Consider the following 21,043-nt stretch of genomic DNA (forward strand, 5'->3'; position numbering starts at 1 on the left):
GCGGCGGACTGTCGCGCTGGGCGAATTTTGAGGGCATGACTTGAACGAGATTCTTCACGCGCTCTTCAGCACGCAGGGCTTTGTCCTCGGCACCCTTGTGCCGTTCCTGTTTGTGCTCACCGTCGTGGTATTCGTGCATGAGATGGGCCACTACCTCATCGGCCGCTGGTGCGGCATCGGCGTCAAGGCTTTTGCCATCGGCTTCGGCCCGGAGCTCTTTGGTTTCAACGACCGCCACGGCACACGCTGGAAGCTTTGCGCCATTCCGCTTGGCGGCTACGTGAAATTCGTCGGCGACATGAACGCGACATCGAGCCAGCCGAGCACCGAGGACCTCGAATCGCTGAGCGAGGCCGAGCGCGAGGTCGCCTTCCACACCCAGCCGATCTGGAAACGCGCGGCGACCGTCGTCGCCGGGCCGCTGTTCAATTTCCTGCTGACGATCGCCGTGTTCGCGGTGCTGTTTTCCCTCTACGGCCGCCCGGTAATGGAGCCGATGGTGGCCGAAGTCAGCGCCGGCAGCCCGGCGGCGCGGGCGGGCATTCAGCCCGGCGATCGATTCGTCAGAGTCGACGGCAACAAGGTGGAGACCTTCGCCGACGTTCAACGCCTGGTTTCGGGCCGCGCCGGCGACGCCATCACCTTCACCATGTTGCGCGACGGCAAGGAAATCACCGTCACCGCGACACCGGAACCGATGGAGCAGCAGGATGCGCTCGGCAACAAGGTCAAGGTCGCGATCATCGGCGTGGCCAACAACGCCGAACTCGGGCAGCCGCGACTGGTCTCCTACACGCCCGCGGGCGCGCTGGCGGCGGCTGTCGAAGAAACCGGGCATGTGATCGAGCGCACCGGGCAATTTCTGCAGCGCTTCGTCGTCGGGCGCGAGGACAAATGCCAACTCGGCGGCCCGATCAAGATCGCGAAAATGTCGGGTCAGGCGGCCAAACTCGGTTTCGAGTGGCTGGTGCAGCTTGTTGCATTCCTGTCAGTCGGGATAGGGATTCTCAATCTTCTGCCGATTCCCCCTCTCGACGGCGGCCACCTCTTGTTCTACGGCGTGGAGGCCGTCATAAGGCGGCCCGTGTCGGAGCGGATGATGGAGATGGCCTACCGGACCGGTCTCCTTCTGGTGCTCGGATTTATGGGTTTCGTTTTTTGGAATGATCTGTTTGGGTGCTGAAATCATGAAGGAATTTGGCTTCGGCTCCATCCATATTGAGACGCCGTTTACCATGCGTGGGGATATGCGTGACACGAAAGCCACGCAACAGGGTTAAGTAAATACAAATTAACCGGGAGCCTTGCGTGTAGGGGAAATCCGGTTAATACGGTAAGGGAAAATACCGCACGTCCGGTTTTCTCGCCGTGGGGACTACGAGAAAAAGGTACAAAAGCCCGATGAAGGCAGCATCCAAGTTTCTGAGCGCCGCGTCCGCGGCGGCTTTGTCCGCCGCCCTGGTTTTGCCAGGCGCGCTCGCAGTGCAGTTCGTTGCCACATCGGTAGCCGAAGCAGCAGTGGTCAGTAGGGTCGAGGTCAGCGGCAACCAGCGTGTCGATGCCGAAACCATCCGCAATTACATTTCGATCAAGCCCGGCAAGGCGTTTTCAAGCGCCGATGTCGATAGCGCCGTGAAAGCCCTGTTCGGCACCGGGCTGTTCTCGGACGTCCAGATCAATCAGGTCGGCTCGACCCTGGTCGTCAAGGTTTCCGAATACAAGGTCGTCAACCAGGTCCTGTTCCAGGGCAACAAGAAGCTCAAGGACAACGCGCTCCAGGCCGCCGTCCAACTGAAGCCGCGCGCGACCTTCTCGCAGCAGGCGCTCGACGCCGACGTCGAGGCGGTCAAGGCTGCCTATCGGCGTATCGGCCGCGACGACGCCGCCGTGACGACCCAGATCATGGACCTCGGCGACAATCGCGTGAACGTGGTCTTCAACATCAACGAAGGCGCGCGCACGCAGATCGCGGCGATCAATTTCGTCGGCAACAGCGCTTTTTCCAGCCGTCGCCTGTCGGACGTCATCAACACCAAGCGTTCGTCCTGGCTTTCGTTCGTGCTGCGCGACGACGTCTATGACGAGGACAAACTGCGCGCCGATCAGGAGTTGCTGCGCCGCTTCTACTACAATCACGGTTACGCCGATTTCCAGGTCGTTTCGGCCGTCGGTGAGTTGGACGAAGCCACCAACAAATACACGGTCACCATCACCGTGCAGGAAGGCGAGCGCTACAACTTCGGCGACATCAGTGTCGAGAGCACGATTCCCGAGGTCGACTCAAAGTCGCTGGAATCGGTGGTCCAGACGCACAAGGGCGATGTGTATAACGCCAAGGACGTCGAGGACACGATTGTTGCGCTCACTGAAAAGGTCGCCGGCTCAGGCTATGCGTTTGCCCAGGTGACGCCGCGCGGCGACCGCAATTTCGAGAATCATACAATCTCGGTCGTCTACACCATCGACCAGGGTACCAAGGCTTATATCGAGCGTATCGAAATCCGCGGTAACGACCGCACGCGCGACTATGTCATCCGGCGCGAATTCGATGTCAGCGAAGGCGACGCGTTCAACCAGGTGCTTATCCAGCGCGCGAAGAAGCGGCTGGAAGCTCTGGATTATTTTGAAAAAGTCGACATCTCGACCGTCCCCGGGTCCGCTCCGGACCAGGTCGTCCTGGTGGTCGATGTGGTCGAGAAGTCGACCGGTGAGTTCTCGGTCGGCGCCGGCTATTCGACCGGCGGCGACACGCCGGGTCCGTCCGTCGAAGGCTCGATCACCGAGCGCAACTTCCTTGGCCGCGGCCAGTACATCAAGCTGTCGGCCGGCGGCGGCAAGAACTCGCGCGACTATGCGATCTCCTTCACCGAGCCGTATTTTCTCGGCCGGCGCATCGCGGCGGGCTTCGACATCTACAAGTCGACCCGCGAGTACAACCACTACGATACGGACGTCACGGGCGCGACCATTCGCTTCGGCCTGCCGATCACCGACAGCATCTCGACGCAGCTGGCGTATAATATCTCGCAGGAGAAGTATTCGATCGCCGATGGCTGCTTGACCAGCGGCGTCTACGATCCGTCCAAGTGCACGATCTCCCAAGCCATCCGCGACGGCGTCGCCGAGAGCCCATGGACCAAGTCGTCGGTCAGCCTCGGTCTGGTTTACAATACCATCGACGACATGAAGAATCCGCACGAGGGTCTTTACATCACAGGCACAACGGAAGTCGCCGGTCTCGGCGGTGACGCCAAGTGGGTGAAGTTGACCGGGCGAGCAAGCGTCTACCAGACCTTGTCCGAGCAGTTGGACCTAGTCGGCCTGGTGTCGGGCGGCGCTGGCTATATCGCGGGCTACGGCAATGGCGATCTGCGCATCTTCGACCACTTCCAGAGCAATGACCGCATGATCCGCGGTTTCGCCTATGGCGGCATTGGCCCGATTGCCAGCGACACCAGTGGCGACCATCTCGGCGGCACGACCTATTTCAATGCTTCGGCGGAAGCCCAGTTCCCGATGCCGGTCATTCCGGAAAGCTTCGGCCTGCGTGGCGCGGTGTTCGCCGATGCGGCAACGCTCTATGGCAGCAAGCTCGATCCTGCTTTGATCAAGCCGGGATCGGCTGACATGCATCTGCGCGCTTCGGTCGGTGTCGGCCTGATGTGGGCTTCGCCGTTCGGTCCGATCCGCATCGACTATGCGATCCCGGTCGAGAAGCAGCCGGGCGACGACGTGCAGGAATTCAACTTCGGCATAGCGACCCGTTTCTAATCCGCGGGTTACGATGTTTCCGGGTCGTGTGATGGCCCGGAATCGACTGATCCGACCTAGCTGGATAATGTTTGTGGAATGACCGATCCGGTGTTCTTCGCGCCTTCACGCCGGTATACGGCTGGCGAGGTCGCGAATCTGACCGGCGCCAATCTTATTGATTCCTCGCAGGCCGACATCGCCATCGACGCGCTGGCGCCCGCCAATGAGGGTGGCGACGGTGCGCTCGTTTTTGTCGACGGCAAGCGCAATTTCGCCTTGATGCATTCGCTCAAGGCGGCTGCCGTTCTCTGTCCTGCCGACTTCGCCAACAGGGCGCCGCAGGGGATTGCGGTGCTGGCGCATCCGCGCCCGCAGCAGGCCTTCGCCATGGTGGGGCGACTGCTCTTTCCGCAGGCCGCCACGCCCGGGCCGATGACCGGCGAAACCGGCATTTCGCCGCAAGCGCACATCGACCCGTCCGCGCGTGTCGAAGCCGGGGCGATCGTGGAGGCAGGCGCCGTGATCGGTCCCGGCGCTGCCATCGGGAGCGGCACGGTCATTGCGCCCCATGCCGTCATTGGCCGATCGTGCAAGATAGGTCGTGATGGCTATGTCGGTCCGGGCGCCAGCATCCAATATGCGCTGATCGGCAACCGCGTCATCATTCATGGCGGTGCAAGGATCGGTCAGGACGGGTTCGGCTTCGTGGCCGGCGCGAAGGGACCTGAGCGCGTGCCGCAGATCGGCCGCGTCATCGTCCAGGACGACGTCGAGATCGGCTCCAACTCGACCGTCGATCGCGGTGCGATGTCCGACACGATCATCGGACAAGGCACCAAGATCGACAATCTGGTGCAGATCGCCCACAATGTTCGCATCGGCCGCAATTGCATTATAGCCGGGCTTTCGGGTATTTCCGGTTCCGTCGTCGTCGGCGACAACGTCACCATGGGTGGCGGCGTCGGCCTCGCCGATCATTTGACCATCGGTCCCGGGGCCAAGCTTGCTGCGAGAAGTGGATTCATGAGCAACGTGCCGGCGGGCGAGGTCTGGGGAGGCTATCCGGCGCAGCCCATGGCGGAAGCCATGCGTGAGATCGCGATGCTGCGCAGGCTGGCCAGGACTCGCAAGCAGGGCGACGGAAATGGCTGACACGGTTGCGACGACACTTGAGGCGGTCGACATAATGGGGCTGATGAAGCTCCTGCCGCACCGTTATCCGTTTCTGCTGATCGACCGCATCGTCGAAATCGACGGCGACGACTCCGCGGTCGGCATCAAGAACGTGACCATCAACGAACCGCATTTCCAGGGCCATTTCCCGCAGCAGCCGGTCATGCCGGGCGTGCTCATCATCGAGGCCATGGCCCAGACCGCCGGCGCGATCTGCATTCGCAGCCTCAATGCGGAAAAGCCGTCGCTGGTCTATTTCATGACCATCGACAACGCGAAGTTCCGCAAGCCGGTCGTCCCCGGCGATCAGCTCAGGATCCACGTCAAGAAGATCAAGAAGCGCGGCAACCTGCTGAAATTTGCCTGCGAGGCGATGGTGGATGGCGCAAAGGCCGCCGAAGCCGAAGTTTCGGCTATGATGGTCACCGGCTGACGGTTTCTAATGCTCATGAAAGTTCAGACATCAATCCACCTTTCCTCGGTCGTCGAAGAAGGTGCCCAGCTCGGCGAAGGTGTGCGTATCGGACCCTTCTGCCATGTCGGCGCCGATGCCGTCATCGGCGATCGCGTCGAGCTGATCAGCCATGTCTCGGTGATGGGCGCGACCACCGTCGGCGGCTCGACCAAGGTCTATCCAATGTCGACGCTCGGGGCGCCGCCGCAGAACACCAAGCACAAGGGCGGGCGCACGACGCTGGTCATCGGCGAAAATTGCACCATCCGCGAAGGCGTCACCATGCATGTCGGCACCGATTCCAGCCGCGGCGAGACGACGGTCGGCGATAATGGCAATTTTCTGGCCTATGCCCACATTGCCCATGACTGCGTCGTCGGCAAGAATGCCACCTTCGCCAACGGAGCAACGCTAGGCGGGCACTGCGAGATCGGCGACAATGTCTATATCGGCGGCCTGACCGCCGTGCATCAGTTTGTCCGCGTCGGCGACAACGCCTTTATCGGCGGCTGCTCGGCGGTCGTCGGCGACGTCATTCCCTATGCGATCGCCGTCGGCAATCGCGCCAAGCTGCGCGGTCTCAACGTCATCGGCCTGAAGCGCTCCGGCCTGCCGCGCGCCGAAATCTACATGCTGCGAAGGGCTTACAGGGCGATTTTCGACCACTCCCGCACGGTCGGGGAGAATGTCGAGATCGCCAAGGCGGAATTCGCCTCGTCGCCGACGGCCATGAAGATGATCGACTTCATCACCAGTCGCGGCAAGCGGCATTATGCCGTCCCGCCGCTCAAGGGCGGTGGCGGCGATGACGATGGCGATGACGAGGGCTGAGCCCGCCGGGTCAGGGCTTGCACTCGCGCCGGGCTCCAGGGTCGGCATCATCGCCGGTGGCGGCAGCCTGCCGGTCGAAGTGGCGGAAGGTCTGGTCAGACAGGGACATTCGCCTTTCATCATCCTGGCCGAGGGCGAGGTGGATCGCGAAGCGGACTTTGCCGCCTACGAGCAGGCGACGCTTGCGCTCGAAGACATCGGCTTCCTGCTTCCCTTGCTGAAGCGCGAAGGCATTAGCCACCTGGTTCTTGCCGGCGAGATCAAGCGCAGGCCGCGGCTTGCGAAAATACGTCCAACGCTCAGTCTGCTGACGATGATCCCCTCCGTGGCAATGGCGCTGGCCCGCGGCGACGACGGGCTTCTGAAGGTTCTGACGCGCGGGCTGGAAAGGCGCGGTATCACGGTGGTCGGAGCGCACGAGATCGTTCCAGATCTCGCTGCCGGCGAGGGCACGCTGACCAAGGCAGGACCAAAGCAATCGGACTGGCGCGATATCGAGGCGGGCCGCGCGGCGGCCAAGGCAATCGGCGAGCTCGACGTCGGCCAGGCGGCGATTGCGGTCGGAGGGCGGGTTATCGCGTTGGAAGGCATCGAAGGCACTAAGGGCCTGCTCGAGAGGACGCGCGAATTGCGCGGACACGGCAGGCTCGCCGGCAAGACGCGCGGCGTTCTCGTCAAATGCGCCAAGCCAGGGCAGGAGCTGCGCGCCGACCTGCCCTCGATAGGCCCGCAGACGGTCGAGGCCGCACATGCGGCCGGCCTTGCCGGCATCGCCGTCGAAGCCGGCCGCTCGCTCATTCTCGAAAGCCCGGTGACTCTCGCGCGGGCCGATGCGCTTGGCTTGTTCATCGTCGGATTTACCGCGACGGAGCCGACCGATGGCCAGTGAGAGGCCGCTCAAGATCGCCATCGTCGCGGGCGAGGAATCGGGCGACTTGCTCGGCGCCGACATCGTGCGTGCGCTCGAGAAGACCACCGGCCGTAAGATCCGGCTCGTCGGCATCGGCGGCCGGCATTTGCAGGAACTGGGGCTGACACCGCTCTTCGACGGCAGCGAGATCGCGCTGATGGGCTTCAGCGCCGTCTTGCGCGACCTGCCGCGGCTGATGCGCCGGATCAGCCAAACAGCCGGCGCCATCGCGGCGGAGCGGCCGGATTGCCTAATCACCATCGACAGCCCTGATTTTTCGCTGCGCGTCGCCAAAAGGGTCCGCGCCGCCGCGCCCGCCATCCCGATCGTCCATTATGTCTGCCCGAGCGTGTGGGCATGGCGGCCGGGCAGGGCGGCGGCGATGAAGCCCTATGTCGATCACATCCTCTGCATCCTGCCCTTCGAAGTGAAGGCGCTCACCCGACTTGGTGGGCCTCCCGGCACCTATGTCGGCCACCGGCTGACCCAGGATCCCGGCGTGCTTGGCGCCGCCAAGGCGCAGAGCTTGCCGCGGGACCTGTCGGAGGATCGCGTGAAGACGCTGCTCGTGCTGCCCGGCTCGCGCCGCGGCGAGGTGCGCCGGCTGATCGAGCCGTTCGGCAAGGCGATATCGGTCTTGCATCAGCGCGGTCACCGCTTGCGGCTGATGCTGCCGACGGTGCCGCATGTCGCCGACCTGGTGAAAACATCCGTCACGCGTTGGGACGAGAAGCCAGAGATCATCACCGATCCGGAGCGCAAATGGTTGGCTTTCGGCAAGGCCGACGCGGCTCTGATCGCCTCCGGAACAGTTTCGCTCGAGCTTGCGCTTTGCGGTGTTCCAATGGTCTCCAGCTACAAGCTCGATCCGATCGCGAGGCAGCTGCTGCAGCATCTGGTGACGACCTGGTCGGCGCTGCTGCCCAACCTGATCGCCGATCGCGCGCTGGTGCCGGAGTTCTATGATCAGTATGTCAGGCCGGAGAACCTGGCGCGTCAGTTGGAAGCCCTGTTTGCCGACACCGGCATGCGTGCCTGGCAGCGGGCAGGTTTTGCCGAAATCGCCAGGCGCATGGCGACCGACAGGCCGTCGGGCGAGATTGCTGCAGATGTGGTGCTGGGGTGCATCAGAAAAGCGAATAGGGAGTAGCGAATAACGAGTAGGCTGGGCGCCGCTCAGCGCCGCCGAGTTCTGTCCCTATTCGCTACTCGCTATTTCGCTATTCGCTCACTCACCGCTTCGCAATCGGCACGTAATCGCGCTCCGTGGCGCCGGTGTAGAGCTGGCGCGGGCGGCCGATCTTCTGGTGCGGATCTTCGATCATTTCCTTCCACTGCGCGATCCAGCCGACGGTGCGGGCGACCGCGAACAGCACGGTGAACATGGTGGTGGGGAAGCCCAGCGCCTTCAGCGTGATGCCCGAATAGAAGTCGACGTTCGGATAGAGTTTCTTCTCGATGAAATACTCGTCGGTCAGCGCGATCTTCTCCAGTTCCATCGCGATGTCGAGCAGCGGATCATCCTTGATGCCGAGCTCGCCCAGCACCTCATGCGCTGTCTTCTGCATGATTTTGGCGCGCGGATCGTAGTTCTTGTAGACGCGATGGCCGAAGCCCATCAGGCGGAACGGGTCGTTCTTGTCCTTGGCGCGGGCGATGAATTCCGGGATGTGGTCGACATGGCCGATCTCGCCCAGCATGTTGAGGGCCGCCTCGTTGGCGCCGCCATGCGCGGGGCCCCAGAGGCAGGCAATGCCGGCCGCGATGCAGGCGAACGGATTGGCGCCCGAAGAGCCGGCGAGACGAACCGTCGAGGTCGACGCGTTCTGCTCGTGATCGGCGTGCAGGATGAAAATGCGCTCCATGGCGCGCGCCAGCACCGGATTGATCTTGTACTCCTCGCACGGCACGGCAAAGCACATATGCAGGAAGTTCGCCGCGAAATTCAGCTCGTTCTTCGGGTAAATGAAGGGCTGGCCGATGTGGTATTTATAGGCCATCGCCGCGATCGTCGGCATCTTGGCGATCAGTCGCATGGAGGCGACCATGCGCTGATATGGGTCCGAGATGTCGGTCGAGTCGTGGTAGAAGGCCGACAGCGCGCCGACCACGCCGCACATGACGGCCATCGGATGGGCGTCGCGGCGGAAGCCGGTGAAGAAGCGCGACATCTGCTCATGCACCATGGTGTGGCGCGTCACGCGATAGTCGAAGTCGTCCTTCTGCGCCTTGGTCGGCAATTCGCCGTAGAGCAGGAGATAACAGACCTCGAGGAAGTCGCCGTGCTCGGCGAGCTGGTCGATCGGGTAGCCGCGATGCAGCAGGATGCCGGCGTCGCCGTCGATGAAGGTGATCGCCGACTCGCAGCTTGCCGTCGAGGTGAAACCGGGATCGTAGGTGAAGGCCCCGGTGGTGCTGTACAGCGCGCCGATGTCGATGACGTCGGGCCCGGTCGAGCCGCTTCGCACCTTGAATTCCTGCGTCTTGCCGGCGAGCTCGAGCCTTGCGGTCGACTCGCGCGCCTTGCCGCCCGATTCCAGTTTTGTCGCAGCTTCGCTCATTGCAAACTCCTCTATGTTTTCTCATGCCGGCAAGGCAATTCCTGCAAACGACACGTCGAAATCACCGGAATGCGCGAACTTGCCACCGCATTTTAGGAGGTGCGTGCCAGATTGGGCCAAGGCCTAATGTTGCACTGCGAAACACACCTTTCAATGCCAATCTTCTTGGGCCAGTTCGCTCCTAATCGATTTGATCCGCAACCCGCGCCAGGCTCTCCTCAGGGCCGAGCACAGCGAGCACATCGAACACGCCGGGCGAGGTGCTGCGGCCGGTGAGCGCAGCTCTCAGCGGTTGAGCCACGGCGCCGAGCTTATGGCCGCCTGCCTGCGCAAAATCGCGAATAGCGGCTTCCGCGGTCGCGGCGCTCCATTGGCTGGAGATCGCGGCGAGCGCGGCATGGGCGCCGCGCAAAATGGCGCGGGCGTCGCTGCCAAGCAACCCCGCAGCCTTTTCGTCGAGCCGCAAGGGCCGCTCGGCGAACAGGAAGCCGGCTCCATCGACAAGCTCGACCAACGTCTTTGCCCGCTCCTTCAGGCCCGGCATGGCAGCAAGCAGCTGTGCCCGGCGCCTGTCGTCGAGCTTGGCCGCGAGCGCCGGGCCACCCTTGAGATAGGGCAGGGTGGCTACGAGAACATCAAAGAGCGCCTTGTCGTCCATCTTGCGCATATGGACGCCGTTCAGCGCCTCGAGCTTGGCAAAGTCGAACCGGGCGGCGCCCTTGTTGACGTCGCCGATGTCGAACCAGGAGATCATATCCTTGATCGACATCACCTCGTCGTCGCCGTGGCTCCAGCCGAGCCTGGCCAGATAGTTGAGCAGGGCCTCCGGCAGATAGCCCATGGCGCGATAAGCCTCGACGCCGAGCGCGCCGTGGCGCTTCGACAGCTTGGCGCCGTCGGCACCATGGATCAGCGGGATGTGCGACATCGACGGCACGGTCCAGCCCATGGCGTTGTAGATTACGGTCTGGCGCGCGGCGTTGGTCAGGTGATCGTCGCCGCGGATGATGTGGGTGACGCCCATATCGTGATCGTCGACGACGACGGCATGCATGTAGGTCGGGTTGCCGTCCGAGCGCAGGATGATGAAGTCGTCGAGGTCCTTGTTCGGGAATCGCACCTCGCCCTGCACGCGGTCGTGCACGAGGGTCTCTCCTTCGGTTGGCGCCTTGATGCGGATGGCGCCCTTGACGCCGGGAGGCGCCTCGGAGGGATCGCGGTCGCGCCACTGGCCATTGTAGCGCGGCGGCAGCCCTTTGGCCCGCGCCGCCTCGCGCATCGCCTCCAGCTCGGCAGGCGTTTCATAGCTGTAATAAGCCTTGCCCAGCCGTACGAGCTCCTCTGCCACCTCACGGTGGCGCGGCGCGCGCTCGAACTGCGACACGGCCTCGCCGTCCCATGAGAGGCCGAGCCAGGTCAGCCCGTCCAGGATAGCGGCCGTCGCCGCTTCGGTGGAGCGCTCGCGGTCGGTGTCCTCGATGCGCAGCAGCATCGTGCCGGCCGTGTGCCTGGCGTAGAGCCAGTTGAACAGCGCCGTGCGCGCGCCGCCGATGTGCAAATAGCCGGTGGGCGAGGGGGCAAAGCGGGTGACGACCTTGTCGGACATGGAACTCTCGGAAGAAGCTCTGAAGCGGGCATGATTGCGCGGACTTTCGCGCGGTGGGCGTTCATGTAGCATAGGAGGTCTGGGGCGCAAGGGGCAGACCCGATGGCTGGACGTGGCCGGGGTGCGGAGGAGGGCGAGGAGACGACGGCTGGCGTGAGCGAGCGCCTGCTGTTTGCCGACACCATACCTGCCGAGGCAGTACCGGTTTTGGTTCCCGTACCGCGTCCGGCCACCGAGATTTTGCCGCCGGACGGCGATGCTTCGCTACAAGCTCCTCCGCCGGCGGCCATCGACTTAATCCGCAGGCGGTTCCGCCGTGCCTCGTTTTCCGCGTTTCGCCGGGGTGTGGCCGAGGCAGCCTCCACCGAGCTCGACCGCGGCATCGGCTTCCTGCTGGTGCCGGTGTTCCTGGCCGCCGGCGTGATACTCTATTATTCCTTGAGCGCCGAGCCGGATCTTTACCGACCGCTGGCGGCGGTGGCGCTGATGGCTCTATGCGCGGCCGTTTCGCGTCCCTGGCTGAAGACACACCTGGTCTTTATGGCGGCTCTGTTTTGCGCGCTGGGCTTCGTCGCCGCGAAGGTCGAGACCTGGCGCGCCGCAACACCGATGCTCGGCTCCGAAATCCAGACGCGGCTGACAGGCCGCGTCGCCGTCGCCGAGGAAATGGCCAATGGCCGCGTCAGGCTGACCATCGATCTCGTCTCGACCGCGCATCCAAAGCTGCGCTACGCACCGGATCGCGTCAGGCTCTCGGCACGCAGGATCCCGGCCGGCATGAAGGCTGGATCGCTGGTGACGGGTTACGCACGGCTCCTGCCGCCGACCGGGCCGGTCCGTCCCGAAAGCTATGATTTTTCCTTCGACAGCTATTTTTCCGGCATCGGCGGCAGTGGATTTTTCCTCGGCGACCCGAAACTCATTCCGCCAACCGACCCGATCGCTCAGACGAGCATCGCCTCAGCCATCGAGCACGCGCGCGAAAACATTGCCGATCACATCAGAAGCACCATTGGCGGACCCGAAGGCGAGATTGCCGCTGCACTGATCGTCGGCGTGCGCGCCGGCATTCCCGAGGACATCAACGAGGCGATGCGGCGGACCGGCATCTATCACATCATCTCGATTTCGGGCCTCCACATGGCGCTGGTCGCCGGCACGGTCATGCTTCTGCTGCGCGGCGCCTTTGCGCTGTTCCCGGATTTTTCGTCACGCCGGCCGGTGAAGAAATATGCCGCGGCAATCGCGCTTATCTCGATTGCCGCCTATCTCGTCATCTCCGGCGTGGTGGTAGCCGCCGAGCGAAGCTTCATCATGCTGGCCGTCATGCTGGTCGCCGTGCTTTTCGACCGGGCGGCGCTGACGATGCGCAATTTGGCGATCTCGGCCATCGCCGTCATTCTGGTGTCGCCGCATGAAGTGGTTGGCCCGAGCTTTCAGATGTCGTTCGCGGCAACCGCCGCTCTTGTCGGCGCCTATGCCGGCTGGTCCGACTACCGCGCCGGCAAGGTGAGAGCGCCGCCGGCAAAGCGTTCGTTCCTGCGGTTCATGTCGCATAAACTGGCAGTCGGAGCAGGTGGCGCCGCAATGACGTCGATCATTGCCGGAAGTGCCACAGCGCTGTTTGCCATCTGGCATTTCCAGCGCGTCTCGCCGCTCAGCCTGCTGGCCAATCTCGCGATCATGCCGATCGTCACGGTCGTGATGTTTCTCGCCGTCGCCAGCGCGGTCATGATGCCGTTCGGCTTCGACGGGCCCTTCCTCTATTTGATGGGCAAGGGCCTGACGGCGATGATCGCGATCTCGGCGTGGCTTTCGGAGTGGTCGCCGGTCGATGCCGTGGGCCTGATCTCGATCCATTCGGTGCTGCTGGCGACGATCGCGCTCGTCATCGCCACGATGGCGACTACCTGGCTGAGGCTGGCCGCAATTCCTTTGGCAGTCGCGGCCGTCATGATCATCCCGCAGGTGCGCACGCCGGACCTGCTGATCTCGGAGGACGCGCATCTGGTGGCGATGCCGATCGGCGGCGGCGAACTCGCCGTCAATCGTGCCCGCTCCAACGAGTTCACCACCGATAACTGGAAACGCGCGCTCAAGGCCGAAACGATCGTGCCGCCGGAGACATTCGCCAAGGGCACGCTGGACATAGCCGATCCCGTCGACTTGCCGCCTGGATCGCCTTTTTACTGCACGGGCGATCTCTGCATTGGCCGGCATCCATCGGGCGCGATCGTCGCGCTCGCCGAGAACCGCGAAGCTTCCCGACCTGCCTGCGACTTTGCAGACCTCATCGTCATCAACGACGCCACGGCCTACAATCCCTGCCGCGATCCACGTATCCTCGTCGTCACCAAGCGGCAGCTCGCGCGCGACGGCAGTGCCGCCGTCTTCTTCGATCCGCAATCGGCGACGGCGCGAGCATCCATTCAATACGCCGTCGAAAAACCGTACCGCCCTTGGCACGAACAGCGGCGCTACTCGCGTGAGGCGAGGGGGTTAGCGCCTTACAAGAAGCCCGAGAAGCCGGAAGCCAAGCCGCAGCCCCCTCAGTAGCGGCGGATGAGCCCCACGAGCTTGCCTTGAACCTTGACGCGATCAGGACCAAAGATGCGGGTCTCATAGGCCGGATTGGCAGCCTCGAGCGCGATGGAGGCGCCCTTGCGGCGGAAGCGCTTCAGCGTCGCCTCCTCGTCGTCGACCAGCGCCACGACGATCTCCCCGGGGCTCGCAGTGCTGGCGTTGCGGATGATGACCGTATCACCATCGAAGATGCCGGCCTCGATCATCGAGTCGCCTTTGACCTCGAGCGCGTAGTGCTCGCCGCCCGCGATCATGTCCGGCGGCACTGTGATCGAATGCGTCTGGTGCTGGATGGCGTCGATCGGCACGCCGGCGGCAATGCGACCCATCACCGGGATGGAGACGGCTGAAACGGCGTCGTCGTCATTGCTGGGCGTCGGCGTGCGGGCGGGCGCCGCGGGTTTGATCTGGCGGCCGAGATTGCCTTGGCCGCCCTGGATGACGCTCGGCGAGAATTTCTTCGCCGCATTGAGGCCGGGCGCGATCGAGTCAGGTAGGCGCAGCACTTCAAGGGCACGCGCCCGGTTCGGAAGCCGGCGAATGAAACCGCGCTCCTCCAGCGCCGTAATCAGGCGGTGGATGCCCGATTTCGAGGCAAGGTCGAGCGCTTCCTTCATCTCGTCGAAAGACGGCGGAATGCCGCTTTCCTTGAGCCGTTCATGGATGAACATCAGCAGTTCATGTTGTTTGCGCGTCAGCATGGCGGCCCCCATGGGTTCTGAAACCAGAATCAGAAAAACAAACCCAGAACAAACACTATCTGTTCCAGTTGTGTTCCGCAACCGTTTAAAGTTTAGTGAATGTGTTGACGTTTTGTTCAGCGTAACATCAGAACGCTGCATTCCTCGCCGGCTTGAGCCGCCGGTGCGAAGGGTTGGCGCACGATCAGGCCATTGGCATCGGCGAGCATCCTCAACATCGAGGAATCCTGGATGCCGAACGGTGTTGCGATCAACGCCCCCGCATCTTCGCGGACCACGGCGCGCACATAGTCCTGCCTGAGATCGTTGGCGTGCATTGCGACGCCTAACCGGGCCGTGCGGATTTCCTGCCGGCAGGACCGGCCGCCCAGCCGCGCCAGAAGCGGCTTCAGGAACAGCTGCGAGCAGACCAGGCTTGCGACCGGATTGCCGGGCAGGCCGATGCAGCGAATGTCGCCGAGCCGGCCAAACATCAGCGGCTTGCCGGGACGCATGGCGATCTTCCAGAAGTCGAGCTGCATGCCTTCGCCGGTCAGCACGTCATGGATCAAGTCGTGGTCGCCGACGGAGGCGCCGCCAAGCGTGACGATGACGTCGGCGCCGGCCTTGACCGCCTTCTTGACCAGGGCCGCGATCGCGTCCTTGCGGTCGGCGGCGATGCCGAGGTCGAGCGCGCGCGCGCCGACCGACTGGGCTGTAGCTATGACGCCATAGGCATTCGACGAGATGATCTGGTCGGGGCCGAGCGCGCTGCCCGGCGGCAGCAATTCGTCGCCGGTGGCGATGATGGCGAGCAGCGGCTGCCGCACCACGTTGAGACTCGGATGGTTGGCCGATGCCGCCAGCGAAAGCGCCGCCGGATCGAGCTGGCGGCCTTTTTCGAGGAGCAGGTCGCCCTCGCAGAAGTCGAGGCCGCGGCGACGGACGTTTCGTCCCTCCACGGTCGGCTCGGTCACTTCGATGCCGCCGCCGCCGAGATCGCGGACATTCTCCTGGATAACGATGGTATCGGCGCCTTCGGGGAGCGGCGCGCCGGTGAAGATGCGCACGGCCTCGCCCTTGCCGACAGAGCCGGTGAAGCCACGCCCGGCGGGGGCCATGCCGATCACGGAGAGCCGGGCCGGCGCCGAGGCTACGTCGGCGGCCCTTACGGCGTAGCCGTCCATCGCCGACGCATTGAAGGGCGGCTGGGTGCGCAGAGCCACCACGGGGTCGGCCAGCACCCGGCCGGACGCGTCGGCCAGCGGCACGCTTTCGCCTGGCAGCGCGGTCGCGCCGTCCAACAGGCGTTGGAGCGCGTCGGCGACCGGAAGCAAAGCCATGCTAAGGACCTACCTTGTAGTCGCCCGACTTGCCGCCGGTTTTCTCGACCAGCCTGATGCCGGAAATCGCCATGCCTCGGTCCGCTGCCTTGGCCATGTCGTAGATGGTGAGGCAGGCGACCGACGCCGCGGTCAGCGCCTCCATTTCCACCCCGGTCTTGCCGGTAACCCTGGCAAGCGCGCTGACCCTCAGGCCGGGAAGCGCGTGGTCGGGCTCGATCTCGACGGACACCTTGGTGAGAAGGAGGGGATGGCAAAGCGGGATGAGCTCATGCGTCTTCTTGGCCGCCATGATGCCGGCGATGCGCGCCGTGCCCAGCACGTCGCCTTTCTTGGCGTCGCCGGCCAGGATCATCTCCAGCGTTTCCGGCTGCATGGTGACATACCCTTCGGCGATGGCCGTGCGCGTTGTCTCGGCCTTGCCGCCGACATCGACCATGTTGGCTTCGCCCTTGGCGCCGAGATGCGTAAGCGCGGGCATCGTCAAACGGCCTCGGCCGGCGCCTTGCCCGTCAGCAGAAGGGCGGTCGCGGCGGCCACGTCGGCCTGCCGCATCAGGCTTTCGCCGACGAGGAAGGTGCCGATCTTGCTCTTTTCCAGCCGCCGGCAGTCCTGATGGGTGAAGATGCCGCTCTCGCTGACCAGCAGCCGGTCGTCCGGGACCATGGCGGCAAGCCGCTCGGAAACGTCGAGGCTGGTTTCGAAGGTTCTCAAATCGCGGTTGTTGATGCCGATCAGCCGCGACGAGAGGCGAAGCGCGCGTTCCATCTCCTGTTCGTCATGCACCTCGACCAGCGCGTCCATGCCGAGATCGAAGGCCGTGGCTTCCAATTCACTGGCCAAGACGTCGTCGACGCTCGCCATGATGATGAGGATCGCGTCCGCGCCCCAGGCGCGGGCTTCATGAACCTGATACGGGTCGAAGAGGAAATCCTTGCGCAGGGCGGGCAGGCTAACGGCGGCGCGCGCCGCGGTCAGAAAGCCGGGCGCGCCCTGGAAGGACGGTGCGTCGGTCAGCACCGAAAGACAGGCAGCACCGCCTTGCTGGTAGGCCCTGGCGAGCGCCGGCGGGTCGAAGTCGGCGCGGATCAAGCCCCTGGAAGGGCTGGCCTTCTTGATCTCCGCAATCAGCGCGAAGCCGCCGGCCTTCCGCTTGGCCTCAAGCGCCGCAAGGAAGCTGCGCGGGGGTTCCGCATCCTTGGCCTTCGCCTTGACCTCGGCAAGCGGCGCGCTGAGCTTCGCGGCGGCGATCTCATCGCGCTTGTAGGCTTCGATCTTGCGCAGGATATCGGACAAAATTCTAACCGTTCGAAATCTCGATGAGCTTGTCGAGCACCGCCAGCGCCCGGCCGCTGTCGATGGCCTGCGCTGCTGCCTCGATGCCATCGCCGAGCGTCGTTGCCTTGCCGGCCACCACCAGCCCGGCGCCGGCATTCATCAGCACGGTATCGCGATAAGCGCCGGCAGCGCCGCCCAGCATATCGCGCAATGCCCTGGCGTTGTAGGCCGCTTCGCCGCCGCGGAGGTCTTCCTTGTTATGCCGCTTCAGTCCGACCGCTTCCGGAGTGAGGGTAAACGTGCGGATCTCGCCGCCGGCGAGCTCTGCGACCTGCGTCTCGCCCGTGGTGGTGATCTCGTCATAACCGTCGCCGTGCACGATCCAGGCATGATCGGTACCCAGCGCCTTCAGCGTCTCAGCCACCGGCATGATCCATTCGGGCAGGAAGACGCCAACCATCTGCCGGCCGACGCCGGCTGGATTCGACAGCGGCCCGAGCAGGTTGAAGATAGTGCGCGTGCCGAGCTCGCCCCGGACAGGACCGACATGCTTCATCGCCGGATGATGCGCTGGCGCGAACATGAAGCCGACGCCGGCTTCCTGGATGCAGCGGCCGATCGTCTCCGGTGCGATGTCGACTTTGACGCCTAGCGCCATCAGCACATCCGCCGCGCCGGTTAGCGAGGACAGGCCGCGATTGCCGTGCTTGGCCACCGGGACACCCGCGGCGGCGATGACGAATGCCGATCCGGTCGAAATGTTGACCGAATGCGAATTGTCGCCGCCGGTGCCGACGATGTCGATGGCGCCGCGCGGGGCTTCCACGCGGAGCATCTTGGCGCGCATCGTGGCGACCGCGCCGGAGATCTCGCTCACGGCTTCGCCGCGCACGCGCAACGCCATCAGGAAGCCACCGATCTGCCCCGGCGTCGCGTCGCCCGACATAATGATGTCGAAGGCCTCGCGCGCTTCCTCGAAGGAGAGCGCGGTGCCGGTCGCGACCTTGGCAATATATGTCTTAAGCGCGCTCATCGTGTCTGTGCTTGGGAAACGGCGGCCGGATCGATACGAACGTCATATTGCGACTGCAGCTGCGCCACCAGCTGATCGAGCAGGTCGTCGGATATGCCAGCGCTGAAAGATTTCTGCGCGTCTTCCGGGACAGAGCTGCCATCGGCACCGGCAGGTTCGAAGACTTCGGCAACCTTGAACAGGATCTGACCGTCGCCGGTGGGCGAGGGGATCAGGCCCGTGCCGCCTTCGCCGACGCCGAACATGGCCGCCGCGCCCTCCTTGCCGAAATCGGCATCGTCGGCTTCGCGCTTCAGGCCGCGCTTGGTCTGCTTCTCGAGCTTCAGCTCGCCCGCGATCACGTCGAGCGTCGCACCGGCCTTGAGGCGCTTTTCCAACTCCCCGGCCTTGGCGGTGAGCCGCTTGTCGGTCTCGGCCGCGGTCCAGTCGGCCACCACCTTCTGGCGAACCTCCTCCAGCGTGCGGTCGCGCGCCGGCGTGATCGACTGGACTTCATAGAAAACGAAGCCGTTGGCGGCAGTGGTCAGGCCTTCATTCTCGGTGTTCGGCTCGGCCTCGAAGACGGCCTTGATGAGGTCCGCCGATTGCGGCAGGTCGTTGACGATCGTGCCGTCCGGCCGCTGGCCGGTGCGGTCGATGGCGTCGATGGTGACGACCTTGAGCTTTAGCTTGTCGGCCGCCTGGGCAAGCGAGGCACCGGAAGCGCGGGTGTCCTCGTAGCTGTCGTGGACGTCGAGCAGGACGCGGCTTGCCTCGCCGAGCGCAAGATCCTTGCGGATCTGGTCGGACACTTCCGAAAGCGGCTTCACCACCTGCGGCTTGATCTCGGTGACGCGCAAGAGCACCGGGCCGAAGGCGCCCTGAACCACCGGGCTGACCTCATTGACGTTGAGCGAGAAGGCTGCGTCGGCCACCGCCTTGTCGGCGATCTTGTCCTTTGCCAGCGTGCCGAGCACGGTGTCGGCCTGCGTCTTGCCCTCGGCGGTGACGATCTTGTCGAAGGTGGCGCCGGTCTTCAGGGAGTCAAATGCCGCCTTGGCCGCGTCCGGCGTCTTGAACACCAGCTGTTCGATGGTGCGCATTTCGGGTGTCGTATAGCGCGCCTTGTTCTTGTTGTAGTCGTCAGCGACCTGCTGATCGGTCACCGCCGTCGGGTCCATGATGTCCTGCGGCTCAAGCCGGATATAGGAGAATTTGCGGTATTCCGGCGCCGCGTAGTTCTTCTTGTTGGCTTCGAAATAGGTTTTCAGCGCGCTGTCGGACGGCGCCTCGATCGGCTGGACGAGTGTCTTCGGCAGGACGAGATAGTCGATCGTGCGGTCCTCGCCGCGATAGAGCGCGACCGCCTTCAGGAAGGTCTGCGGCGCCTTGAGGCCGTCGGAAATCGCCTCGACGATCTGCTGGCGGACCGCCACCTGCGAGCGATTCTTCAGATAGTCCTCGGGCCGCATGCCGATCTGGCTCAGCAAATATTCGAAGGTCCTGCGGTCGAACTGGCCGCCTGGACCCTTGAAGGCCGGATCCTCGCGCGTCAGCTCGGCCAGCCGGTCCTTGGAAAGGCCAAGCCCGAGCTTGCGAGCCTGCTCGTCGAGAACGGCGCCGGAGACGAGCTGCGCCAGAACCTGGTTGTCGAGGCCGAGCAGCTTAGCCTGTTCATGCGTGATGCGCTGGCCATATTGCTGCGACAGCAGGTTGATCTGGCGATCGTAGGCGAGGCGGTATTCGTTGATCGAAACCGTGGTGCCGCCGGCGGTAATCACCGAATGATGGCCAGCCAAGCTTCCCGACAGGCGCCCGGAAATACCCCAGACGGCAAAGCTCACCACCAGCAAGGACAGCAAAGCTTTCGCGACCCAGGTGCCCGCCGCGCTTCTCAAAATACCAAGCATGCCCACTTCCGATCTTTGCGCATTTTCGCATGCGCCGACTCTGAAACAAGCGCAATAGCGTCCTTCCGGCCCACTGTCGATTGCTTTGTGGCCCGATTTTGGTAGTGAGGGCGCTGCCTTATGTTGCCTGGAGAACTCGACGCCATGACCCCTGGAATCCGTCCGCTCGTTGCCGGCAACTGGAAAATGAACGGCACCAGCGCCTCGCTCAACGAGTTGAGGATGATCGGCAACGGCTTCATGAGCGGCCTCGATGCGGAGACGGAAGCCCTGGTCTGCGTTCCGGCCACCTTGCTTCACCAGGCCGCCGAGATCCTTTCGCGCACTCCGGTTCGCGCCGGCGGCGAGGATTGCCACCCCAAGGAGAGCGGCGCCTATACGGGTGAGATTTCGGCCGAGATGCTGAAGGATGCCGGCGCAAGCCATGTCATCGTCGGCCACTCCGAGCGGCGCGAGCAATGCGGCGACGACGATGCGATCGTCAATGCCAAGGCTTCGGCCGCCTGGCGGGCAGGGCTGGTGGCCATCATCTGCATCGGCGAGACGCGCGCCGAGCGTGAAGCCGGCGCGACGCTCGATGTCCTGTCGCGGCAGCTCGACGGTTCCGTGCCGGCGAGCGCCACCGCCGCCAACACCATCATCGCTTACGAGCCCGTCTGGGCCATCGGCACCGGCCTGACGCCGACCGCGGCCGACGTCGCCGAGGCGCATGCCCATATCCGTGGCAAGCTGACGGCGCTGCTCGGCGATGCCGCGGCCAGAATGCGCATTCTCTATGGTGGTTCGGTCAAGCCGTCCAATGCTGTGGAGCTGCTCGGCGTCGAGAATGTCGATGGCGCGCTGGTCGGCGGCGCAAGCCTGAAGGCGGCCGACTTCCTCGCCATTGCCGAAGCCTATATGCACATGTCATAGCCGCAGGCGGTGGCCCGCGGCGGCAGGGGCGCGGCCC

17 protein-coding genes are annotated in these 21,043 nt (G+C 64.1%); 9 read left to right on the forward strand and 8 right to left on the reverse strand.

Annotated features, from left to right (window positions below):
* Nucleotides 1-40: 40 nt before the first annotated feature.
* The 7 genes from rseP to lpxB all read left to right on the forward strand — a co-directional run bounded on the left by rseP (nucleotide 41) and on the right by lpxB (nucleotide 8,271).
* Entirely contained in the window at nucleotides 41-1,183 is a 1,143-nt protein-coding gene (rseP, locus tag A9K71_RS07525) for an RIP metalloprotease RseP (protein WP_066992647.1), read from the forward strand.
* Nucleotides 1,184-1,401: 218 nt separating this feature from the next.
* Nucleotides 1,402-3,771, forward strand: a complete 2,370-nt coding sequence (bamA, locus tag A9K71_RS07530; protein WP_066992650.1) for an outer membrane protein assembly factor BamA — start codon at nucleotides 1,402-1,404, stop codon at nucleotides 3,769-3,771.
* A 78-nt stretch (nucleotides 3,772-3,849) separates the two neighbouring features.
* Nucleotides 3,850-4,905 (forward strand): UDP-3-O-(3-hydroxymyristoyl)glucosamine N-acyltransferase, encoded by a 1,056-nt coding sequence (gene lpxD, locus A9K71_RS07535; protein WP_066992654.1) that lies wholly within the window; start codon nucleotides 3,850-3,852, stop codon nucleotides 4,903-4,905.
* The gene (fabZ, locus tag A9K71_RS07540) at nucleotides 4,898-5,359 is read left to right on the forward strand and encodes a 3-hydroxyacyl-ACP dehydratase FabZ (protein ID WP_066992658.1); all 462 of its coding nucleotides are present in this window, start codon (nucleotides 4,898-4,900) and stop codon (nucleotides 5,357-5,359) included. The genes lpxD and fabZ overlap by 8 nt, the downstream gene beginning before the upstream one ends.
* Nucleotides 5,360-5,374: 15 nt before the next feature.
* A complete protein-coding gene (gene lpxA / locus A9K71_RS07545; RefSeq protein WP_066992796.1) occupies nucleotides 5,375-6,211 on the forward strand; it encodes an acyl-ACP--UDP-N-acetylglucosamine O-acyltransferase in 837 nt (278 codons plus the stop codon).
* Complete coding sequence (gene lpxI / locus A9K71_RS07550; RefSeq protein WP_082980389.1) at nucleotides 6,198-7,100, forward strand: UDP-2,3-diacylglucosamine diphosphatase LpxI; 903 nt, start codon at nucleotides 6,198-6,200, stop codon at nucleotides 7,098-7,100. The genes lpxA and lpxI overlap by 14 nt, the downstream gene beginning before the upstream one ends.
* Nucleotides 7,090-8,271, forward strand: a complete 1,182-nt coding sequence (gene lpxB, locus A9K71_RS07555; RefSeq protein ID WP_066992665.1) for a lipid-A-disaccharide synthase — start codon at nucleotides 7,090-7,092, stop codon at nucleotides 8,269-8,271. Before lpxI ends, lpxB begins: the two co-directional genes overlap by 11 nt.
* A gap of 82 nt (nucleotides 8,272-8,353) precedes the next feature.
* Here the strand turns inward: lpxB and gltA are convergent, their stop codons facing one another.
* The gene (gene gltA, locus A9K71_RS07560) at nucleotides 8,354-9,682 is read right to left on the reverse strand and encodes a citrate synthase (RefSeq protein ID WP_066992667.1); all 1,329 of its coding nucleotides are present in this window, start codon (nucleotides 9,680-9,682) and stop codon (nucleotides 8,354-8,356) included.
* 181 nt (nucleotides 9,683-9,863) lie between these two features.
* Nucleotides 9,864-11,288, reverse strand: coding sequence for a glutamate--tRNA ligase (gltX, locus tag A9K71_RS07565; RefSeq protein WP_066992670.1), 1,425 nt, complete (start codon nucleotides 11,286-11,288; stop codon nucleotides 9,864-9,866).
* A gap of 102 nt (nucleotides 11,289-11,390) precedes the next feature.
* Here gltX and A9K71_RS07570 point away from each other — a divergent pair, with 102 nt between their 5' ends.
* Nucleotides 11,391-13,844, forward strand: a complete 2,454-nt coding sequence (locus tag A9K71_RS07570; RefSeq protein WP_066992674.1) for a ComEC/Rec2 family competence protein — start codon at nucleotides 11,391-11,393, stop codon at nucleotides 13,842-13,844.
* On the opposite strand, the gene lexA is transcribed toward A9K71_RS07570, so the two are convergent.
* The 6 genes from lexA to A9K71_RS07600 form a co-directional block, all read right to left on the reverse strand.
* Entirely contained in the window at nucleotides 13,838-14,572 is a 735-nt protein-coding gene (gene lexA, locus A9K71_RS07575) for a transcriptional repressor LexA (protein ID WP_066992799.1), read from the reverse strand. The two genes, A9K71_RS07570 and lexA, sit on opposite strands and share 7 nt — an antisense overlap.
* 116 nt (nucleotides 14,573-14,688) lie before the next feature.
* Nucleotides 14,689-15,894: a gephyrin-like molybdotransferase Glp gene (gene glp / locus A9K71_RS07580; RefSeq protein ID WP_066992677.1), complete on the reverse strand. Its 1,206-nt coding sequence runs from the start codon at nucleotides 15,892-15,894 to the stop codon at nucleotides 14,689-14,691.
* 1 nt (nucleotide 15,895) lies between these two features.
* Nucleotides 15,896-16,375: a cyclic pyranopterin monophosphate synthase MoaC gene (gene moaC / locus A9K71_RS07585; protein WP_066992680.1), complete on the reverse strand. Its 480-nt coding sequence runs from the start codon at nucleotides 16,373-16,375 to the stop codon at nucleotides 15,896-15,898.
* 2 nt (nucleotides 16,376-16,377) lie between these two features.
* Entirely contained in the window at nucleotides 16,378-17,193 is an 816-nt protein-coding gene (trpC, locus tag A9K71_RS07590) for an indole-3-glycerol phosphate synthase TrpC (protein ID WP_066992801.1), read from the reverse strand.
* A gap of 1 nt (nucleotide 17,194) precedes the next feature.
* Nucleotides 17,195-18,205 carry an anthranilate phosphoribosyltransferase gene (gene trpD / locus A9K71_RS07595; RefSeq protein WP_066992683.1) on the reverse strand — a complete coding sequence of 337 codons (1,011 nt, stop codon included), beginning with the start codon at nucleotides 18,203-18,205 and terminating at the stop codon, nucleotides 17,195-17,197.
* A complete protein-coding gene (locus tag A9K71_RS07600; RefSeq protein ID WP_066992686.1) occupies nucleotides 18,202-20,094 on the reverse strand; it encodes a peptidyl-prolyl cis-trans isomerase in 1,893 nt (630 codons plus the stop codon). Before A9K71_RS07600 ends, trpD begins: the two co-directional genes overlap by 4 nt.
* A 144-nt stretch (nucleotides 20,095-20,238) precedes the next feature.
* Here A9K71_RS07600 and tpiA point away from each other — a divergent pair, with 144 nt between their 5' ends.
* Complete coding sequence (gene tpiA, locus A9K71_RS07605; RefSeq protein WP_066992805.1) at nucleotides 20,239-21,006, forward strand: triose-phosphate isomerase; 768 nt, start codon at nucleotides 20,239-20,241, stop codon at nucleotides 21,004-21,006.
* Nucleotides 21,007-21,043 lie beyond the last annotated feature (37 nt).

The organism is Mesorhizobium sp. WSM3873, assembly GCF_001672445.1.
Lineage (GTDB): Bacteria > Pseudomonadota > Alphaproteobacteria > Rhizobiales > Rhizobiaceae > Mesorhizobium.